Source organism: Klebsiella quasipneumoniae subsp. quasipneumoniae (assembly GCF_020525925.1).
GTDB lineage: Bacteria > Pseudomonadota > Gammaproteobacteria > Enterobacterales > Enterobacteriaceae > Klebsiella > Klebsiella quasipneumoniae.
Window position 1 is genome coordinate 104,132 of record NZ_CP084876.1, and the last position, 16,009, is coordinate 120,140.

The 16,009-nt window shown below is 59.8% G+C and carries 15 protein-coding genes; 6 read left to right on the forward strand and 9 right to left on the reverse strand.

The genetic code is table 11. The features are described from left to right. Positions 1-251 precede the first annotated feature (251 nt). From zapB to LGM20_RS00535, 4 genes are all read left to right on the forward strand, one after another. The gene (gene zapB / locus LGM20_RS00520; protein WP_086075620.1) at positions 252-497 is read left to right on the forward strand and encodes a septal ring assembly protein ZapB; all 246 of its coding nucleotides are present in this window, start codon (positions 252-254) and stop codon (positions 495-497) included. A 152-nt stretch (positions 498-649) separates the two neighbouring features. Continuing rightward, on the forward strand, positions 650-1,639 hold the full coding sequence (locus tag LGM20_RS00525) for a sulfate ABC transporter substrate-binding protein (RefSeq protein ID WP_023291381.1): 990 nt from the start codon (positions 650-652) through the stop codon (positions 1,637-1,639). A gap of 189 nt (positions 1,640-1,828) precedes the next feature. Next, complete coding sequence (locus LGM20_RS00530) at positions 1,829-2,599, forward strand: CDP-diacylglycerol diphosphatase (RefSeq protein WP_072096576.1); 771 nt, start codon at positions 1,829-1,831, stop codon at positions 2,597-2,599. Positions 2,600-2,663: 64 nt separating this feature from the next. Continuing rightward, positions 2,664-3,968, forward strand: coding sequence for an SLC13 family permease (locus LGM20_RS00535; RefSeq protein WP_044525056.1), 1,305 nt, complete (start codon positions 2,664-2,666; stop codon positions 3,966-3,968). A gap of 91 nt (positions 3,969-4,059) precedes the next feature. Here the strand turns inward: LGM20_RS00535 and tpiA are convergent, their stop codons facing one another. Together tpiA and LGM20_RS00545 are read right to left on the reverse strand one after the other, a co-directional pair. Beyond that, the gene (gene tpiA, locus LGM20_RS00540; RefSeq protein ID WP_002922909.1) at positions 4,060-4,827 is read right to left on the reverse strand and encodes a triose-phosphate isomerase; all 768 of its coding nucleotides are present in this window, start codon (positions 4,825-4,827) and stop codon (positions 4,060-4,062) included. Between the two features lie 109 nt (positions 4,828-4,936). Then, entirely contained in the window at positions 4,937-5,536 is a 600-nt protein-coding gene (locus tag LGM20_RS00545) for a YiiQ family protein (protein ID WP_023291378.1), read from the reverse strand. Between the two features lie 112 nt (positions 5,537-5,648). On the opposite strand from LGM20_RS00545, the gene LGM20_RS00550 reads away from it, so the two are divergent. After that, positions 5,649-6,077, forward strand: a complete 429-nt coding sequence (locus tag LGM20_RS00550; protein ID WP_004173894.1) for a DUF805 domain-containing protein — start codon at positions 5,649-5,651, stop codon at positions 6,075-6,077. Here the strand turns inward: LGM20_RS00550 and fpr are convergent, their stop codons facing one another. The 7 genes from fpr to gmk form a co-directional block, all read right to left on the reverse strand. Continuing rightward, positions 6,078-6,824, reverse strand: coding sequence for a ferredoxin--NADP(+) reductase (gene fpr, locus LGM20_RS00555; RefSeq protein WP_023291377.1), 747 nt, complete (start codon positions 6,822-6,824; stop codon positions 6,078-6,080). A 150-nt stretch (positions 6,825-6,974) separates the two neighbouring features. Next, positions 6,975-7,985 carry a class II fructose-bisphosphatase gene (gene glpX / locus LGM20_RS00560; protein WP_023291376.1) on the reverse strand — a complete coding sequence of 337 codons (1,011 nt, stop codon included), beginning with the start codon at positions 7,983-7,985 and terminating at the stop codon, positions 6,975-6,977. A 48-nt stretch (positions 7,986-8,033) separates the two neighbouring features. After that, positions 8,034-10,115, reverse strand: coding sequence for an ATP-dependent DNA helicase RecG (recG, locus tag LGM20_RS00565; protein ID WP_044525055.1), 2,082 nt, complete (start codon positions 10,113-10,115; stop codon positions 8,034-8,036). Positions 10,116-10,120: 5 nt separating this feature from the next. Continuing rightward, positions 10,121-10,810, reverse strand: a complete 690-nt coding sequence (trmH, locus tag LGM20_RS00570; RefSeq protein ID WP_017900060.1) for a tRNA (guanosine(18)-2'-O)-methyltransferase TrmH — start codon at positions 10,808-10,810, stop codon at positions 10,121-10,123. Between the two features lie 163 nt (positions 10,811-10,973). Next, positions 10,974-13,094 (reverse strand): bifunctional GTP diphosphokinase/guanosine-3',5'-bis pyrophosphate 3'-pyrophosphohydrolase, encoded by a 2,121-nt coding sequence (gene spoT / locus LGM20_RS00575; RefSeq protein WP_004205080.1) that lies wholly within the window; start codon positions 13,092-13,094, stop codon positions 10,974-10,976. Between the two features lie 18 nt (positions 13,095-13,112). Beyond that, on the reverse strand, positions 13,113-13,388 hold the full coding sequence (gene rpoZ, locus LGM20_RS00580) for a DNA-directed RNA polymerase subunit omega (RefSeq protein ID WP_000135058.1): 276 nt from the start codon (positions 13,386-13,388) through the stop codon (positions 13,113-13,115). A gap of 54 nt (positions 13,389-13,442) precedes the next feature. Further along, a complete protein-coding gene (gmk, locus tag LGM20_RS00585) occupies positions 13,443-14,066 on the reverse strand; it encodes a guanylate kinase (RefSeq protein WP_002922664.1) in 624 nt (207 codons plus the stop codon). Positions 14,067-14,324: 258 nt separating this feature from the next. Between gmk and ligB the strand changes: the two genes are divergently transcribed. Then, positions 14,325-16,004, forward strand: coding sequence for an NAD-dependent DNA ligase LigB (ligB, locus tag LGM20_RS00590; protein ID WP_044525054.1), 1,680 nt, complete (start codon positions 14,325-14,327; stop codon positions 16,002-16,004). Positions 16,005-16,009 lie beyond the last annotated feature (5 nt).

Genomic DNA, 16,009 nt, shown 5'->3' on the forward strand with positions numbered 1-16,009 from the left:
CGTTTCACCTCGCATTTTGTTAACCATAAAATTAACAATGGCTCATGAAGTACGAGCGAACTGCGCTGAAAGTACCAGGTAAAGACTGAAAAGTGTTGCAAACCGCAATCTGCGCGGCTTGCCGCTGGACAGGGGAGGCGGGGATTCATACAATCGACGATAACACCGCTATGTGCGCTAATTTTCGTTAAGGCGGGACCGCGTATACGAAACACCAGTTTCTATCAACGCCTTGCAAGTTCAGGAGAGGTATGACGATGTCATTAGAAGTGTTTGAGAAATTAGAATCTAAGGTTCAGCAGGCGATTGATACCATCACTCTGTTGCAGATGGAAATCGAAGAGCTGAAAGAAAAGAACAACACCCTGGCGCAGGAAGTTCAGAGCGCGCAGCATGGTCGTGAAGAGCTGGAGCGCGAAAACAGCCAGCTGAAAGAGCAGCAGCAGGGCTGGCAGGAGCGTCTGCAGGCGCTGCTGGGCCGCATGGAAGAAGTCTAATCGCTTCGCGCCCTCTCCCGCCAGGGAGGGGGTGATCCTTATCCCTTCCTTTATACTCGCAAGTTATAGCCAATCTTTTTTTATTCTTTAATCATTGAATCGCTTTCTGGCACGCTTAGCCCATCACAACACGACATAAAGAGAGCGGTGCGATGAATAAGTGGGGCGTAGGGTTAACTCTGTTGCTGGCATCCGCCAGCGTTCTGGCAAAAGACATTCAGCTATTAAACGTATCTTATGATCCAACGCGCGAGCTGTACGAACAGTACAACAAAGCGTTCAGCGCGCACTGGAAGCAGGAGACCGGCGACAACGTGGTGATCCGCCAGTCGCACGGCGGCTCCGGCAAGCAGGCGACCTCGGTGATTAACGGTATTGAAGCGGATGTGGTTACGCTGGCGCTGGCCTACGACGTCGACGCGATCGCCGAGCGCGGCCGTATCGATAAAAACTGGCTGAAGCGCCTGCCGGATAACTCCGCGCCCTATACTTCCACCATCGTGTTCCTCGTCCGTAAGGGCAATCCGAAACAGATCCATGACTGGAACGACCTGATCAAACCGGGCGTGTCGGTCATTACCCCGAACCCGAAAAGCTCCGGCGGCGCTCGCTGGAACTACCTGGCGGCCTGGGGCTATGCCCTGCATCAGAACCATGGCGACCAGGCGAAAGCCCAGGAGTTCGTCAAGGCGCTGTATAAAAACGTGGAAGTGCTGGACTCCGGCGCGCGCGGTTCGACCAATACCTTCGTAGAACGCGGGATCGGCGATGTGCTGATCGCCTGGGAAAACGAAGCGCTGCTGGCGACCAACGAACTGGGCAAAGACAAGTTTGAAATCGTGACTCCGAGTGAGTCGATTCTGGCTGAGCCGACCGTTTCGGTGGTCGATAAAGTCGTGGATAAGAAAGGCACCCGCCAGGTGGCGGAAGCGTACCTGAAGTATCTCTACTCGCCGGAAGGCCAGGAGATTGCGGCGAAGAACTTCTACCGTCCGCGCGATCCGAACGTGGCGAAGAAATATGCTAATGAATTCCCGAAACTGAAGCTGTTCACCATCGATCAGGAGTTCGGCGGCTGGACGAAAGCGCAGAAAGCGCACTTCTCCAACGGCGGCACCTTCGACCAGATTAGCCAGCGTTAAACCTCTCCAGCCCCGCTCCGGCGGGGCTTGCTGCCATCGCCCTGCAGTGGCTGTGCTTGCGCGGGCCTACAGGCTGCCAGCGTAGCCCGGGCAACGCGCCAGACGCCATCCGGAAAAGCGCCCCGCCCGTCATCTGTTTTCATTTAGTCATCAAATTACGTTACTCTTCCGCTTCAGGCTTAACAGGGAATGAAAATGAGAAGAGTAAGATACTTTTTGCTGGCGCTGCTGGTGGCGATCCTCGCGGCGCTGGCCGGCGGCTACTACTGGCTGCACTCTGGCAACCCGGACGCGTTGCGCAAGATTGTTCTGCAGCAGTGCGTTCCCCATCAGCAACAGCAGCAAAACCCGTCGCCGTGCGCCGAAGTGAACCTCAAGGGCGGCTATGTGCTGTTTAAAGACCGTAACGGCCCGCTGCAGTATTTGCTGATGCCGACCTACCGCATTAACGGCACCGAAAGCCCGCTGCTGTTGGATCCGCTGACGCCCAACTTCTTCTGGCAGGCCTGGCAGGGGCGTGAAATCATGAGCCAGCGCCACGGCGCGCCGGTCCCGGATAACGCGGTATCGCTGGCAATCAACTCGCGCAGCGGACGCACGCAAAACCATTTCCATATTCATATCTCTTGCCTGCGCCCCGATGTGCGCGCGCAGTTAGATAAGGATGCGGCGGCGATCAGCAGCCGCTGGCTGCCGCTACCGGGTGGGCTTGAGGGCCATGAATACCTGGCGCGCCGGGTGACGGAGGCGGAGCTGGCCCAGCGCAGCCCATTCCTGATGCTGGCGGAAGAGGTGCCGGAGGCGCGTCAGCATATGGGACGCTTCGCGCTGGCGATGGCCCAGCAGGGCGACGGCTCGCTGGTGCTGCTGGCGACGGAGCGTAACCTGCTCTCCCTGAACCGGGCCTCGGCGGAAGAGATTCAGGATCATCGCTGCGCCATCCTTAACGCAAACCACTAGTTCTGGCGTTTACCTGTCTTACCTGTCGTCGTATTCTTGCTGAAAAAAACGACAGGAGACAGGCATGTCGCTCTGGCTTACCCACCCGCTGTTCCTCCCTTCACTGATTGTCGGCGTCACCATTGTGCTCTGGGCGACGTCGCTGCTGCCGGAGTTTATCACCGCGCTGCTGTTTTTCGCTGCGGCGATGATGGCGAAAATCGCCCCGCCGGAGGTGATCTTTGGCGGCTTTGCCTCCTCGGCCTTCTGGCTGGTGTTCAGCGGCTTTGTGCTCGGCATCGCGATCCGTAAAACCGGGCTGGCGGACCGGGCGGCGCAGGCGTTGTCTGCGCGGCTAACCGACTCCTGGCCGCGGATGGTCGCCAGCGTGGTACTCCTGAGCTACGCCCTGGCGTTCGTGATGCCTTCCAACATGGGGCGCATCGCGCTGCTGATGCCGATCGTGGCGGCGATGGCCCGCCGGGCGGCCATTGCCGACGGTAGCCGCGGCTGGTTCGGCCTGGCGCTGGCGGTGGGATTCGGCACCTTTCAGCTGTCGGCGACCATTCTGCCCGCCAACGTGCCGAATCTGGTGATGAGCGGCGCGGCGGAAGGCTCGTACGGTATCCACCTGAATTATGTCCCCTATTTACTGCTGCATACGCCGGTGCTTGGCTGGCTGAAAGGGGCGGTGCTGGTGGCGCTAATCTGCTGGCTGTTTCCTGGTAAGCCGCATCCGCCGCGCGACCTGGCGCCGCTGCCGGCGATGAGCCGCGACGAGAAGCGTCTGGCGTGGCTGCTGGCGGTGGTCCTCACGCTGTGGGTGACCGAGAGCTGGCACGGCGTCGGCCCGGCGTGGACCGGCCTGGCGGCGGCGGTGGTAACGCTGCTGCCGCGGGTGGGCTTTATCAGCGGCGAGGAGTTTGCCAGCGGCGTGAATATGCGCACCTGCATCTACGTCGCCGGGATTCTGGGGCTGGCGATCACCGTCACCCAAACCGGGATTGGCGGCGTGGTGGGCAATGCGCTGCTGGAAGTGATGCCCCTGGATAAAGACAATCCTTTCACCAGCTTTCTCGCTCTGACCGGGATAACCAGCGCGCTGAACTTTATTATGACCGCCAACGGCGTGCCGGCGCTCTACACCACCTTTGCCCAGAGCTTTGCCGACGCCACCGGCTTCCCGTTGCTGAGCATAATTATGATTCAGGTGCTGGGCTATTCCACGCCGCTGCTGCCGTATCAAGCGTCGCCGATCGTGGTCGCGATGGGGTTAGGCAAGGTCCCGGCGAGGGCGGGGATGCTGCTGTGTCTGGCGCTGGCGGCGGTGAGCTATTTGATTTTGCTGCCGCTGGACTACGCCTGGTATCAGCTGTTGGGGAAACTGTAGCGGCAAAAAAAGCCCGGCTTGCGCTGTGCGAAGCCGGGCTTCAGAGAGTTATCAGTCATCCCGGTCGCGTGTCGCCGCCGGGAAAAGCGGATTAGGCTTTTTTCGCCGCTTCTGCAGCTTTCACGATCACCGCGAAAGCGTCTGCTTTCAGGGAAGCGCCGCCAACCAGCGCGCCGTCGATGTCCGGCTGGGTGAACAGCTCTGCTGCGTTGCCAGCGTTAACGGAACCGCCGTACTGGATGATCACTTGCTCAGCGATTTTGGCGTCAGCTTTAGCAATGTGGTCACGGATGAATTTGTGCACCGCCTGAGCCTGAGCCGGGGTCGCGGATTTGCCGGTACCGATAGCCCATACGGGTTCGTAAGCGATAACCACGCCTTCGAAAGCGGCAGCGCCCTGCGTTTTCAGTACCGCGTCGATCTGACGCGCGCAAACTTCTTCCGTTTTGCCCGCTTCGTTTTCCGCTTCGGTTTCACCGATGCACAGTACCGGAGTCAGACCCTGCTCTTTCAGCACGGCGAATTTCTTCGCGATCAGCTCGTCGGATTCTTTGTGGTAGGTACGACGCTCGGAGTGGCCGATGATGATGTACTGCGCGCCGATATCTTTCAGCATTTCGGCGGAGGTTTCACCGGTGAAAGCGCCGGACAGGTTCACGTCAACGTTCTGCGCGCCCAGGTGGATGTGGCTGCCTTCTGCCGCACGCTTAGCCAGGTCCAGATACATTTCCGGCGGGGCGATGGCAACTGCACAGCCGCTTACGCCAGCCAGCTCGGTACGCAGGTTCGCAACCAGTTCGTTTACCATGTGGCGGCTGCCGTTCAGTTTCCAGTTACCCATCACTAAAGGATGTCGCATTTTAATTCTCCACGCTACTTAAGCGAATTAAGGAATATAGCCGCCCCAGAGGGCAGCATGGTCTGTGAAACAGTATAGAGACTCGTCACTGGAAAGGCTTTGCTTTTTGTCATTTATTGTTACCTTCCAGCGTTTCAGATAGCGCCAGCTTAATCGGTTCAATAGCGAAGGTCAGACCCTTTTCGCCATGATCTGCCACCACATAGCGCACGGCGCCCTCGGTGTCGGCGAAGTAGCGTTTGCCTTTGCCGGCGGTCAGCAGTTTCTGCAGTTTTTGCTGGCTCTGCGCCGGGCTAAGGGTGGGCACGAAGGCGCGGATCATGGCGCTCATATACTCCAGCGCTTTGGCCTTCGCCGCTTTTTGCTCCGGCCCCTGGATCGGTAGCCAGGTGATCTGCATGGATTTGATCTTCAGCGTGCCGCGCTCCAGCGCGGTGGAGGCATAGAGATTTTCGTTTATCTTGCTGGCGGCGCGGGTCAGGTTAGCCCGATCGCGGCTGGTTGATATGGAACGGAATTCATTCAGAGGCAGCTTCGGGTTATCGGCGTTAAATTTTTCCCGGAACTGGCTGATCGACAGGTCAAAGCTCGGCGCGCCGGCGAGCAGGTAGGGAGCAGCGGTCGTCGATTCGCTTTCTGCGGACAACGCGTGCGGGCCGACGGCAAGGCCCATCAGCCCACTGAAACACAAGATTGTCCACTTCTTCATGCCCGTCGTTCCTTTTTTTGCCTGCTGACGATTAAATCGGGAAGCGCGGCGCTTGTCAAAAAGTCACGACGCCAGGGTAAACTACGCAGACGATGATGATAAGGAAAAACGCATGACCCTACAGCAGTGGTTATTCTCAATTAAAGGGCGCATTGGCCGCCGCGATTTCTGGATCTGGATTGCCATCTGGCTGGTGACCATGAGCGCTCTGTTCACCCTGGCAGGCAGCAATCTGCTTAATCTGCAGACGGCAGCGTTTATTATCGTCTGCCTGCTGTGGCCGACGGCGGCGGTGGTGGTGAAGCGACTGCACGATCGCGGCAAATCCGGACTGTGGGCGCTGCTGATGATTTTGGCGTGGATGCTGCTGGCGGGGAACTGGGCGATGCTGCCGCAGGTCTGGCAGTGGGGCGTCGGGCGCTTTGTGCCGACGCTGATTATCGTCATGATGCTGATCGACCTGGGGGCGTTTGTCGGCACCCAGGGCGAGAATAAGTTCGGCAAGGAGACCCAGGACGTGCGCTGGAAAGCGGACGCCTGATTACCAGTAATGCTCCGCCGTCATGTGGCCCGGCCGGCGACGCAGATGTTTGGTCATCTGCCGGGTCTCTTTTAACAGCTGTTGGGTATCGCGCACCATCTGCGGGTTGCCGCACAGCATCACATGGCTGGTGTCGTTGGTCATCGGCAGGCCGACCGCCTCCTCCAGCGCCCCGGTTTCAATCAGGAACGGCACCCGGCCGGTCAGCGAGCCTGCCACGGTTTCGCGACTGACCACCGTCTGGATGCGTAATTTGCCGGCGTAGCGCTGCTCAAGCTCGCGCATCAGCGGCAGATAGCTCAGGTCCGCGGCGTAGCGCACGGCATGGACCAGCACCAGATGGTTAAAGCGCTCAAGATCTTTGCCTTCCTGGAGAATCGACAGGTAAGGCCCAAGCGCGGTGCCGGTCGCCAGCATCCACAGGGTATCGCAATTCGGTACTTCCTCGAGGACGAAGAAGCCAGCCGCTTCGCTCACCACCTGGACCTCATCGCCCGGCTTCAGCGCCGCCAGACGCGGGCTCAGTTTGCCTTCCGGGACGGTGACCAGATAGAACTCGAGATCGGGATTGCCGGGAGCGTTGACGTAGGAGTAGGCGCGCTGCACGCGTTCGCCGTCGATTTCCAGCCCGAGCTTGGTAAATTGCCCGGCGGTAAACGGCTGAACCGGCGCCCGCACGTATAAACTGAACAAGGCGTCCGTCCAGTACTCCACTTTTGTCACTTTGCCGCTAACCCAGTCCGCCATCGTCTTCTCCTGTTGCCAAGCGATGCTTTATCTTCGGCCCAGACGGGCAAGATTTCCACCCCGCAGGCGCAAGAAAGCTCTATTGATCAAATATAAACGAAGAACAGGACAACCGCCCGCGGACGGTTGCCTGGAGGAGAGAAAGCGGTATTACAGGATGTGCTGCTGGACGTCCGGATCTTTACGGTCGAGGTAATGAATCGACTGGATCCGACGGATGGTGCGCGACTTGCCGCGGATCAGCAGCGTCTCGGTGGTGGCCATATTGCCCTTACGGGTGATGCCGTCCAGCAGATCGCCTTTGGTGATGCCGGTGGCGGAGAAGACGACGTTATCGCTGCGCGCCATTTCATCAAGGCGCAGCACTTTACCCGCTTCGATGCCCATGGTTTTGCAGCGCGCCAGCTCGTTTTCACCGATGCGACGATTCTCTTCGCTGTCGCCCTTCACGTGGTGACGAGCCAGCAGGCGGCCCTGCATATCGCCGTCGAGCGCGCGGATCACCGCGGCGGAAACCACCCCTTCCGGCGCGCCGCCGATGCCGTACAGCACGTCGACTTCGCTATCCGGCATGCAGGTGAGAATGGAGGCCGCGACGTCGCCATCGGGAATGGCGAACACGCGCACGCCCAGCTGCTGCAGCTGAGCAATCACCGCGTCGTGGCGCGGTTTCGCCAGCACGGTGACGGTCAGCTCGCCCAGCGGCTTGTTCAGCGCGCGGGCGATATTGCGCAGGTTCTCTTCCAGCGGCAGACTGAGGTCGATAGCGCCTTTAGCGCCCGGGCCGACAATCAGCTTTTCCATATACATATCCGGCGCGTTGAGGAAGCAGCCTTTATCGCCGACCGCCATCACCGCCAGGGCGTTAGCCTGGCCCATCGCCGTCATCCGGGTGCCTTCGATGGGATCGACGGCGATATCCACCGCATCGCCCTTGCCGGTGCCCACTTTTTCGCCGATATAGAGCATCGGCGCTTCATCGATTTCGCCCTCGCCGATGACGATGGTGCCGTCGATATTGACGAGGTTAAGCATAATGCGCATGGCGTTCACCGCGGCGCCGTCGGCGGAGTTTTTATCGCCGCGGCCCAGCCATTTATAGCCCGCCAGCGCGGCGGCTTCGGTGACACGCGAAAATTCGATGGCCAGTTCTCGTTTCATAATCCACTCATTGTGTAGAAAAATTGCCCGCAGCGCGGCAAAAGCGCGCTACGCGTTGGAATAGCGTTCGGTTTCCGGCATCCAGCGCTCGATCAGCGCCTGGGCCTGCAGCGGATAGCGTTCATGAATGTGGCGTGCAATGCGCTGAACGTCGGGGATCATCGCCTGATCGCGCAGTAAATCCGCCACTTTAAACTCGGCGTTGCCGGTCTGGCGGGTGCCGAGCAGCTCGCCGGGACCGCGAATTTCAAGGTCTTTCTGGGCGATGACGAAACCGTCGTTGCTGTCGCGTAGCACCTGCAGACGCTTCTGCGCCGTTTTAGAGAGCGGCGATTTATAGAGTAGCACGCAGTGGGAAGCGACCGCGCCGCGCCCGACGCGCCCTCTGAGCTGGTGCAGCTGCGCCAGACCCAGACGTTCCGGGTTTTCGATAATCATCAGGCTCGAGTTCGGCACGTCGACACCGACTTCAATGACCGTCGTGGCGACCAGCAGGTGCATTTCGCCCTGCTTGAAAGCCAGCATCACCGCCTGCTTTTCCGCCGGTTTCATCCGCCCGTGCACCAGACCGATATTCAGCTCCGGCAGCGCCAGCTTGAGCTCCTCCCAGGTGGCTTCCGCCGCCTGGGCCTCCAGCAGATCGGACTCTTCGATGAGGGTACAGACCCAATAGGCCTGGCGGCCTTCGTGGGTGCAGGCGTTGCGCACGCGGTCGATAATATCGCTGCGCCGGGTGTCCGGGATGGCGACGGTGGTCACCGGGGTTCGGCCCGGCGGCAGCTCGTCGATAACCGAGGTATCGAGGTCGGCGTAGGCGGTCATCGCCAGGGTGCGCGGGATCGGCGTGGCGGTCATGATCAGCTGATGCGGATGGAAACCCTGCTGCTGACCTTTCTCCCACAGCGCCAGCCGCTGGTGTACGCCGAAGCGGTGCTGTTCGTCGATAATCACCAGCGCCAGGCCATTAAACTGCACCTGTTCCTGGAAGATGGCGTGGGTGCCGACAATCATCTGCACCTCGCCGCTGGCGATCGCGTCCTGCTGCGCCTGGCGGGCTTTGCCTTTCTGTTTGCCCGCCAGCCAGCCGACTTCAATGCCCAGCGGTGCAAACCAGCTGCGGAAGTTATTGGCGTGCTGCTCGGCGAGCAGTTCGGTGGGCGCCATCAGCGCCACCTGTTTGCCGTGGGCGATAGCGCGCAACGCGGCCAGGGCGGCGACCAGCGTTTTACCGGAGCCGACGTCGCCCTGCACCAGGCGCATCATTGGCACGTCCAGCGCCATATCGCGCTCGATCTCGGCGGTGACCCGCGCCTGCGCGCCGGTGGGCTTAAAGGGCAGGGAGGCCAGCAGCTGATTTTTCAGGGTATCGTTGGCGCCGAGCGGCAGGGCGTGATAGCGCTGGGCGCCTGCCCGCAGCGCCAGCATGCTGAGGTTGTGCGCTAGCAGCTCTTCCAGAATCAGGCGCTGCTGCGCCGGGTGCTTGCCGCTTTCCAGCTCGCTAAGCAATAACGATGGCGGCGGACGATGCAGGGTGCGCAGCGCCTCCGGCAGGCTCATCATCCCCTGCGCCAGCTCCGGCGGCAGGAGTTCGCCGATAGCGCAGGTCTCCAGCAGCTCGAGCGCCTGATCGGTGAGCTTGCGCAGGGTCGCCTGCTTAATGCCCTCGGTAGTCGGATAGACCGGCGTTAGGGTCTCCTGCAGCTCCGGGGTGCTCATATCGCCCTGGACGCGATATTCCGGGTGGATCATTTCGGCGCCGTACTTCCCGCGTTTGGCTTCACCGTAGGCCAGCACGCGTCGACCGGTCGCGAGGCTGTTTTTCATCGCCGCGTTGAAGTTGAAAAAGCGCATGGTGAGGATGCCGGTGCCGTCGCTGATCTGGCAGGTCATCATTCGGCGGCCGCCGAAGGTGATATTGCTGTTGAGCACTTCGCCTTCCACGGTGGCATAAACGCCGGGAAGCAGATCGGCTATCGGATAAAGATGGGTGCGATCTTCGTAGCGCAAAGGCAGGTGCAGCAGCAGATCCTGTACCGTATGCAGGCCGATCTTCGCCAGCTTGCTGCTCTGCGCAGCCCCGACGCCGGTGAGTGAACTGAGCAGAACGGCATCTAACAGGCGGCCTGACATCGGGTTTACCTCGCAGCCTGCATGGTGGCCCACCACGCGGCATCGGCTTCCACTTCGCCCTGCTCGTTAACGTGGGGGTAAGGCAGCCCTTTTTGTCTCGCGACGCGGGCCAGCACCGGATAGCCGCCTTCAAACAGCAGGCGCTGTTGCTCTTCCGGCGGCAGCATGCTGTTGGCGCGTTGGTACATCCCGGCATTCTGTCGCTGCCGCTGGGCTTCATACAGGATCAGCGCCGAGGCGACGGAGACGTTCAGCGACTGCACCATGCCGATCATCGGGATAATAATGTCCTGATCCGCCAGGGCCAGCGCTTCCTGAGTGATGCCGGTTTTCTCCTGACCCATCAGGATGCAGGTTGGGCGCGTATAGTCGATTTCACGGAAATCGATGGCTTTGTCGGAAAGATGGGTGGCGAGGATTTGCATACCCTGGCCTTTGAGGTGGCCGACGGCATCTGCGATGGTACGGTGGGTTTTCACCTGCACCCAGCTGTTGCTGCCCGCGGCGGCGGAGGCCATGGTGCGCATCCGGCTGCTCGGCCAGACCGCGTGCACCTCGTGTACGCCAACGGCGTCTGCGGTCCGGATGACCGCAGAGACGTTATGGGGCTTATGGACCTGCTCCATGCAGACCGTCAGGTCAGGCTGACGCCTGGCGAGCATCTCGCAGATACGCGCATAACGCTGTGAATTCATTACTCTTAATCCTTCGAATTACCTCTTTAGCCGCTGCGGATCACGCGGCCCATCCCTGGGCCTCGCCCCTGACGGGGGCGCTGCAGGCAGCGTTCAAATCTGCTCCCGGCAGATTTGTCATTCGCTTGCCGCCTTGATGCAATTCGAATGTTTTGTCTAAAAGCTAATTTCGGTTACGGGTGACTTTAATCACGTCCGGCATGACGCGTATTTTGCGCATGATATTCGCCAGATGCACGCGGTCGCGGGCGGTCAGGCGGATAAAGGCGCTGTATACGCGGCCATCTTTCTCTTCCGTATTCAGGCTCTGGATATTGGAAGAGGCGGTGTTGATCGCCGCCGTCAGGTTAGCCAGTGCGCCCTGGTGGTTAAACATATCCACCTTGATCTCCGTAATGAACTCCTGAGCGGTCTCTTTATCCCACTCAACCGCCATAAATTTCTCCGGCTCTTTCTGGTAGCCGCGGATGTTACGACAGGATTCATGATGGATAACCAGCCCTTTGCCGGGACTGACGTGGGCGATAATCGGGTCACCGGGGATCGGGCGACAGCACTTGGCGAAAGTGATCAGCACGCCATCGGCGCCTTTGATCGGCAGATGGCCGTGGTTTGAGGCATTGGCCGGCACCGGCGCCGCAGCGGCTTCGCCCTGCTGCAGGTTTTTTGCCACCACCACGCTCATGGCGTTGCCCAGACCGATCTCCGCCAGCAGATCGTCAAGCGAGGCCAGCTTCATCCGGTCGAGCTCGCGCTGGATATTCTCCGGCGGGATCTCGGCGAGTTTGCGGCTACCGCCCAGCGCGTGGTTGAGCAGGCGACGGCCAAGGCTGACCGAGTCATCGCGCTTGAGGTTTTTCAGCAGCTGACGGATTTTGGCGCGCGCCTTCGAGCTGACGACAAAGTTCAGCCAGGCGGCATTCGGACGTGCGCCCGGCGCGGTAATAATTTCGACAGTCTGACCGCTGGAGAGCGGCTGCGACAGCGGATAGGGCTGGCGGTCGACGCGCGCGCCGACGCAGGCATGGCCGATATCGGTATGCACCGCATAGGCGAAGTCCACCGGCGTGGCGCCAGCGGGCAGTTCGACAATGCGCCCTTCCGGGGTGAAAACGTAAATCTCATCGGGGAACAGATCGGATTTAACGCTCTCGATAAATTCAAACGAGCTGCCGGCGCTCTGCTGCAGCTCCAGCAGGCTTTGCATCCAGCGCTGGGCGCGGATTTGCGCGGTGGTGCTGCTTTCGCCGCCGTGCTCTTTATAAGCCCAGTGCGCCGCGACCCCCATCTCCGCCATCTGGTCCATGTCTTCGGTACGAATTTGTACCTCGACCGGGACGCCGTGGGGGCCGATCATCGAGGTGTGCAAAGACTGATAGCCGTTCGCTTTCGGAATAGCGATGTAATCTTTGAAACGACCTGGACGCGGTTTATAGAGGCTGTGCATCTGGCCAAGCACGCGGTAGCAGACATCGGCATCATGGACGATAACGCGGAAGGCGTAGATATCCATGATCGAGTGAAAACGCTGCTCTTTAAGCACCATTTTGCAGTAGATCGAGTACAGATGCTTTTCGCGACCGCTGACGCGGCAGGGGATCCCCGCTTCCTGCAAACGCCCTTCGATTTCCGAGAGAATCTTTTGGATCATCTCTTTACGGTTGCCGCGCGCCGCTTTGACCACCTCTTTAATGACGCGGTAGCGGTTCGGGTACAGCGCCTCAAAGCCCAGCTCTTCGAGCTCGGTTTTGATGTGATGGATACCTAAACGGTGCGCCAGCGGGCTGTAGATTTCCAGCGTTTCGCGGGCGATGCGGCGGCGTTTATCCGGGCGTAGCGAGCCCAGGGTACGCATGTTGTGGGTGCGGTCGGCAAGCTTGATGAGGATGACGCGGATGTCCTGCACCATCGCCATGATCATTTTGCGAAAGTTTTCGGCCTGTGCCTCTTTCTTATCGCGGAACTTGAGCTTATCAAGTTTCGATACCCCCTCTACCAGTTCGGCGACGCTTTTACCAAAAAGCTGTTCCATGTCCTGGTAGGTGGCGGGAGTATCTTCAATCACATCATGCAGCAGCGCGGCCATCAGCGTTTCGTAGTCGAGCTTCATCTCGGCCAGAATACAGGCTACCGCGACCGGGTGCGTGATATAAGGTTCACCGCTTGAACGTGTCTGACCCTCGTGAGCGTCACGTGCAACGAGATACGCCTGCCGCAGACGTTTGATCTGGTCTTCCGGCAGGTAGTTTTGAATCAGCTGATTCAGGCTTTCAAACAGATACAAGGGCGACCCGCTGTGTGATTAACGACGACCTTCAGCAATCGCGGTAACGGCTTGTAATTCAGCGGCTTCCTGCTCTTGCTGTTCCTGGCGCTCACGTACGTCGAGGATCTGGTTGTTGATCAGACCTTCTTCGATTTCGCGCAGTGCGATTACGGTGGTTTTATCGTTTTCTTCCGGTACCAGCGGATCCTTTCCGCCTACCTGCATCTGACGAGCGCGACGCGCGGCGACCAGTACCAGGTCAAAACGGTTACCAATTTTCTCTACAGCGTCCTGAACAGTTACGCGTGCCATACTTAAAATGCTCCACAGGTGAAGAAATGACTGGGCATGATACTGAATGTGGGTTCAGTCTGCCAATAGTTTGGTGATTAAAGCGCCATGTCGCTGCTTTTGGCGGCTCATGCGCAGACGTTCAGCGCGGATGATATTTTTCAGGTCGCTCAGGGCGGTGTCAAAATCATCGTTCACAATCAGGTAATCATATTCGGCGTAATGGCTCATTTCCGCAACGGCCTGGGCCATTCGTTTCGCGATCACCTCTTCGCTGTCCTGGCCGCGGCCGCGCAGGCGACGGTCCAGTTCATCTTTTGACGGCGGCAGAATAAAAATGCTGCGTGCGCCAGGCATGCTTTTACGGATCTGCTGCGCGCCCTGCCAGTCGATATCGAGGAAGACATCAACGCCGGTCGCCAGCACCTGCTCGATCGCTTTACGCGACGTGCCGTAATAGTTGCCAAAGACCTCTGCATGTTCCAGAAACGCGTTTTCGCCAATCATCGAGCGGAATTCGTCGTGATTCACGAAGAAATAATGTTCGCCGTGCACTTCACCCGGACGCGGCGCCCGCGTGGTATGGGAAACCGATACCTGGGTGTCATACAACGGTTGGGTTTTTAATAAAGCCTGAATCAGGCTGGATTTACCCGCGCCGCTAGGGGCGGAAACAATATAAAGCGTGCCTTGAGCCATGAGTGTCTTTTGTATGTGGTTATCGAAAGAGGTCCTACATACGAGCCTATTATACACGTCGCCGCGGCGTGACGCAGTCCTTGTCACACTTTTTGCCGCTGTTTCTTTCATTTTGCCTGCCGTTTTCCTGAATTCGCCAGCCGTTGCTGCAACGAGGTGTAAATCCTGGAAGGCGCTTCGCAGGGTGAAAAAGCGCCCGTCGCGGTTTCCGGCATTCTGCCGCAGACTCTCCGCCAGGTGATGAAGGAGGGGACAGCAATGCGTAAAGGAGGAGGGTGGCTGGCGATAGGGATGTTCTCCGCCAGCGCGCTGGCGACGTGTCCGGACTGGCCGCCGGCCAAAGGCAGACAGGAGATCGCACGTCTACATCAGCAGATTGACGCCTGGAACGAGGCTTACTGGCGACAGGGCGCCAGCGAGGTGAGCGATGACGTTTACGACCAGCTCGCCTTGCGCCTGGCGCAGTGGCGGCAATGCTTTCCGGGCGCGACGCCTGAGGATGACGATCTGCCTCCGCCGACCGGCGATACGCGTCATCCGGTCGCCCATACTGGCGTGCGCAAGCTGGTGGATGAGGCCAGCGTGGCCCGCTGGATGAAAAATAAAGCCGACCTGTGGGTACAGCCTAAAGTGGACGGCGTGGCGGTCACCCTGGTCTATCGCCAGGGGCATCTGGTTCAGGCTATCAGCCGCGGGGATGGCCTGCGCGGTGAGTTGTGGACCGCCCGAGCGCGGCAGATCCCGGCGCTGGCGAAGCTGACGACCGGCGAACTGGCCAACAGCGTGCTGCAGGGGGAGCTATTTCTGCGTCGGGAGGGGCATATTCAGCAGCAGGCTGGCGGAATGAACGCGCGGGCGAAAGTCGCCGGGTTGATGATGCGGGCTGGCGCGGCGGCGGCGCCGCTCAGCCAGCTGGACGTTTTTATCTGGGCCTGGCCAGACGGTCCCTCGGATATGCGCCGTCGACAGCAGCTGCTGGCGCAGGCGGGGTTCGGCTACAGCGGACAATACACCCATTCGGTAACGCGCGTTGAGCAGGTGGCGGAGTGGCGCCAGCGCTGGTATCGCTCGCCGCTCCCCTTCGTCAGCGATGGCGTGATTGTGCGTGAAGGACGCGAACCGTCGGGGCGCGTCTGGTCACCGGGAAGGGGCGAGTGGCTGGCAGCCTGGAAATATCCTCCGGCATCGCGGGTGATGGAGGTGCGGGCGATCCATTTCAGTACTGGCCGCAGCGGCAGACTCAACGTAGTGGCTGAGCTTGAGCCCCAGCGGCTGGATGACAAACGCGTGCAGCGGGTTAACGTTGGCTCTGTGAGCCGCTGGCAGGCGCTGGATATCGGGGTTGGCGATCAGCTGCAGATCAGTCTGGCAGGCCAGGGTATTCCACGGATCGACGCTGTTGTCTGGCGGACGGTCGAGCGCCATAAACCGACGCCGCCGGCGGCGAAATTCAATGCGCTAACCTGCTATTTCGCCACCCCCGAGTGCAGCGAACAGTTTCTTTCCCGGCTGGTCTGGTTGTCATCAAAGTCGGCGCTGGATATCGATGGCGTAGGGGAAAGCGTATGGCGCGTTATTCAGCAGCAGCACCCGATGGAGCATCTTTTTTCCTGGCTGGCGCTCACGCCGGAGCAGCTGCAGGCGATGCCGGGGATCTCGGCTGCCCGCGGGCAGCACCTCTGGCATCAGTTTGATCTTATTCGTAAACGGCCTTTTATACGCTGGGTGCTGGCGATGGGGATCCCGGTGCCCCAGGGGGCGCTGGCGCAGCCTGGCAGTGAAAACTGGCGCCTCCTCACGGCAAAGAGTGAAGCGCAATGGCGCACGCTGCCGGGCGTGGGGGCGATCAGAGCCCGACAGTTAGTGGCTTTCCTGCATGACCCTGACGTGGCGGCGCTGGCGCAATGGCTTAGCAGGCAGCGCATCCCCGGGTTTTAAGGCGG

Bases quoted from the DNA above. Each gene is read 5' to 3' on its own strand.
- zapB (WP_086075620.1), top strand. From the start codon at position 252: ATGACGATGTCATTAGAAGTGTTTGAGAAATTAGAATCTAAGGTTCAG.
- LGM20_RS00525 (WP_023291381.1), top strand. From the start codon at position 650: ATGAATAAGTGGGGCGTAGGGTTAACTCTGTTGCTGGCATCCGCCAGC.
- LGM20_RS00530 (WP_072096576.1), top strand. From the start codon at position 1,829: ATGAAAATGAGAAGAGTAAGATACTTTTTGCTGGCGCTGCTGGTGGCG.
- LGM20_RS00535 (WP_044525056.1), top strand. From the start codon at position 2,664: ATGTCGCTCTGGCTTACCCACCCGCTGTTCCTCCCTTCACTGATTGTC.
- tpiA (WP_002922909.1), bottom strand. From the start codon at position 4,827: ATGCGACATCCTTTAGTGATGGGTAACTGGAAACTGAACGGCAGCCGC.
- LGM20_RS00545 (WP_023291378.1), bottom strand. From the start codon at position 5,536: ATGAAGAAGTGGACAATCTTGTGTTTCAGTGGGCTGATGGGCCTTGCC.
- LGM20_RS00550 (WP_004173894.1), top strand. From the start codon at position 5,649: ATGACCCTACAGCAGTGGTTATTCTCAATTAAAGGGCGCATTGGCCGC.
- fpr (WP_023291377.1), bottom strand. From the start codon at position 6,824: ATGGCGGACTGGGTTAGCGGCAAAGTGACAAAAGTGGAGTACTGGACG.
- glpX (WP_023291376.1), bottom strand. From the start codon at position 7,985: ATGAAACGAGAACTGGCCATCGAATTTTCGCGTGTCACCGAAGCCGCC.
- recG (WP_044525055.1), bottom strand. From the start codon at position 10,115: ATGTCAGGCCGCCTGTTAGATGCCGTTCTGCTCAGTTCACTCACCGGC.
- trmH (WP_017900060.1), bottom strand. From the start codon at position 10,810: ATGAATTCACAGCGTTATGCGCGTATCTGCGAGATGCTCGCCAGGCGT.
- rpoZ (WP_000135058.1), bottom strand. From the start codon at position 13,388: ATGGCACGCGTAACTGTTCAGGACGCTGTAGAGAAAATTGGTAACCGT.
- gmk (WP_002922664.1), bottom strand. From the start codon at position 14,066: ATGGCTCAAGGCACGCTTTATATTGTTTCCGCCCCTAGCGGCGCGGGT.
- ligB (WP_044525054.1), top strand. From the start codon at position 14,325: ATGCGTAAAGGAGGAGGGTGGCTGGCGATAGGGATGTTCTCCGCCAGC.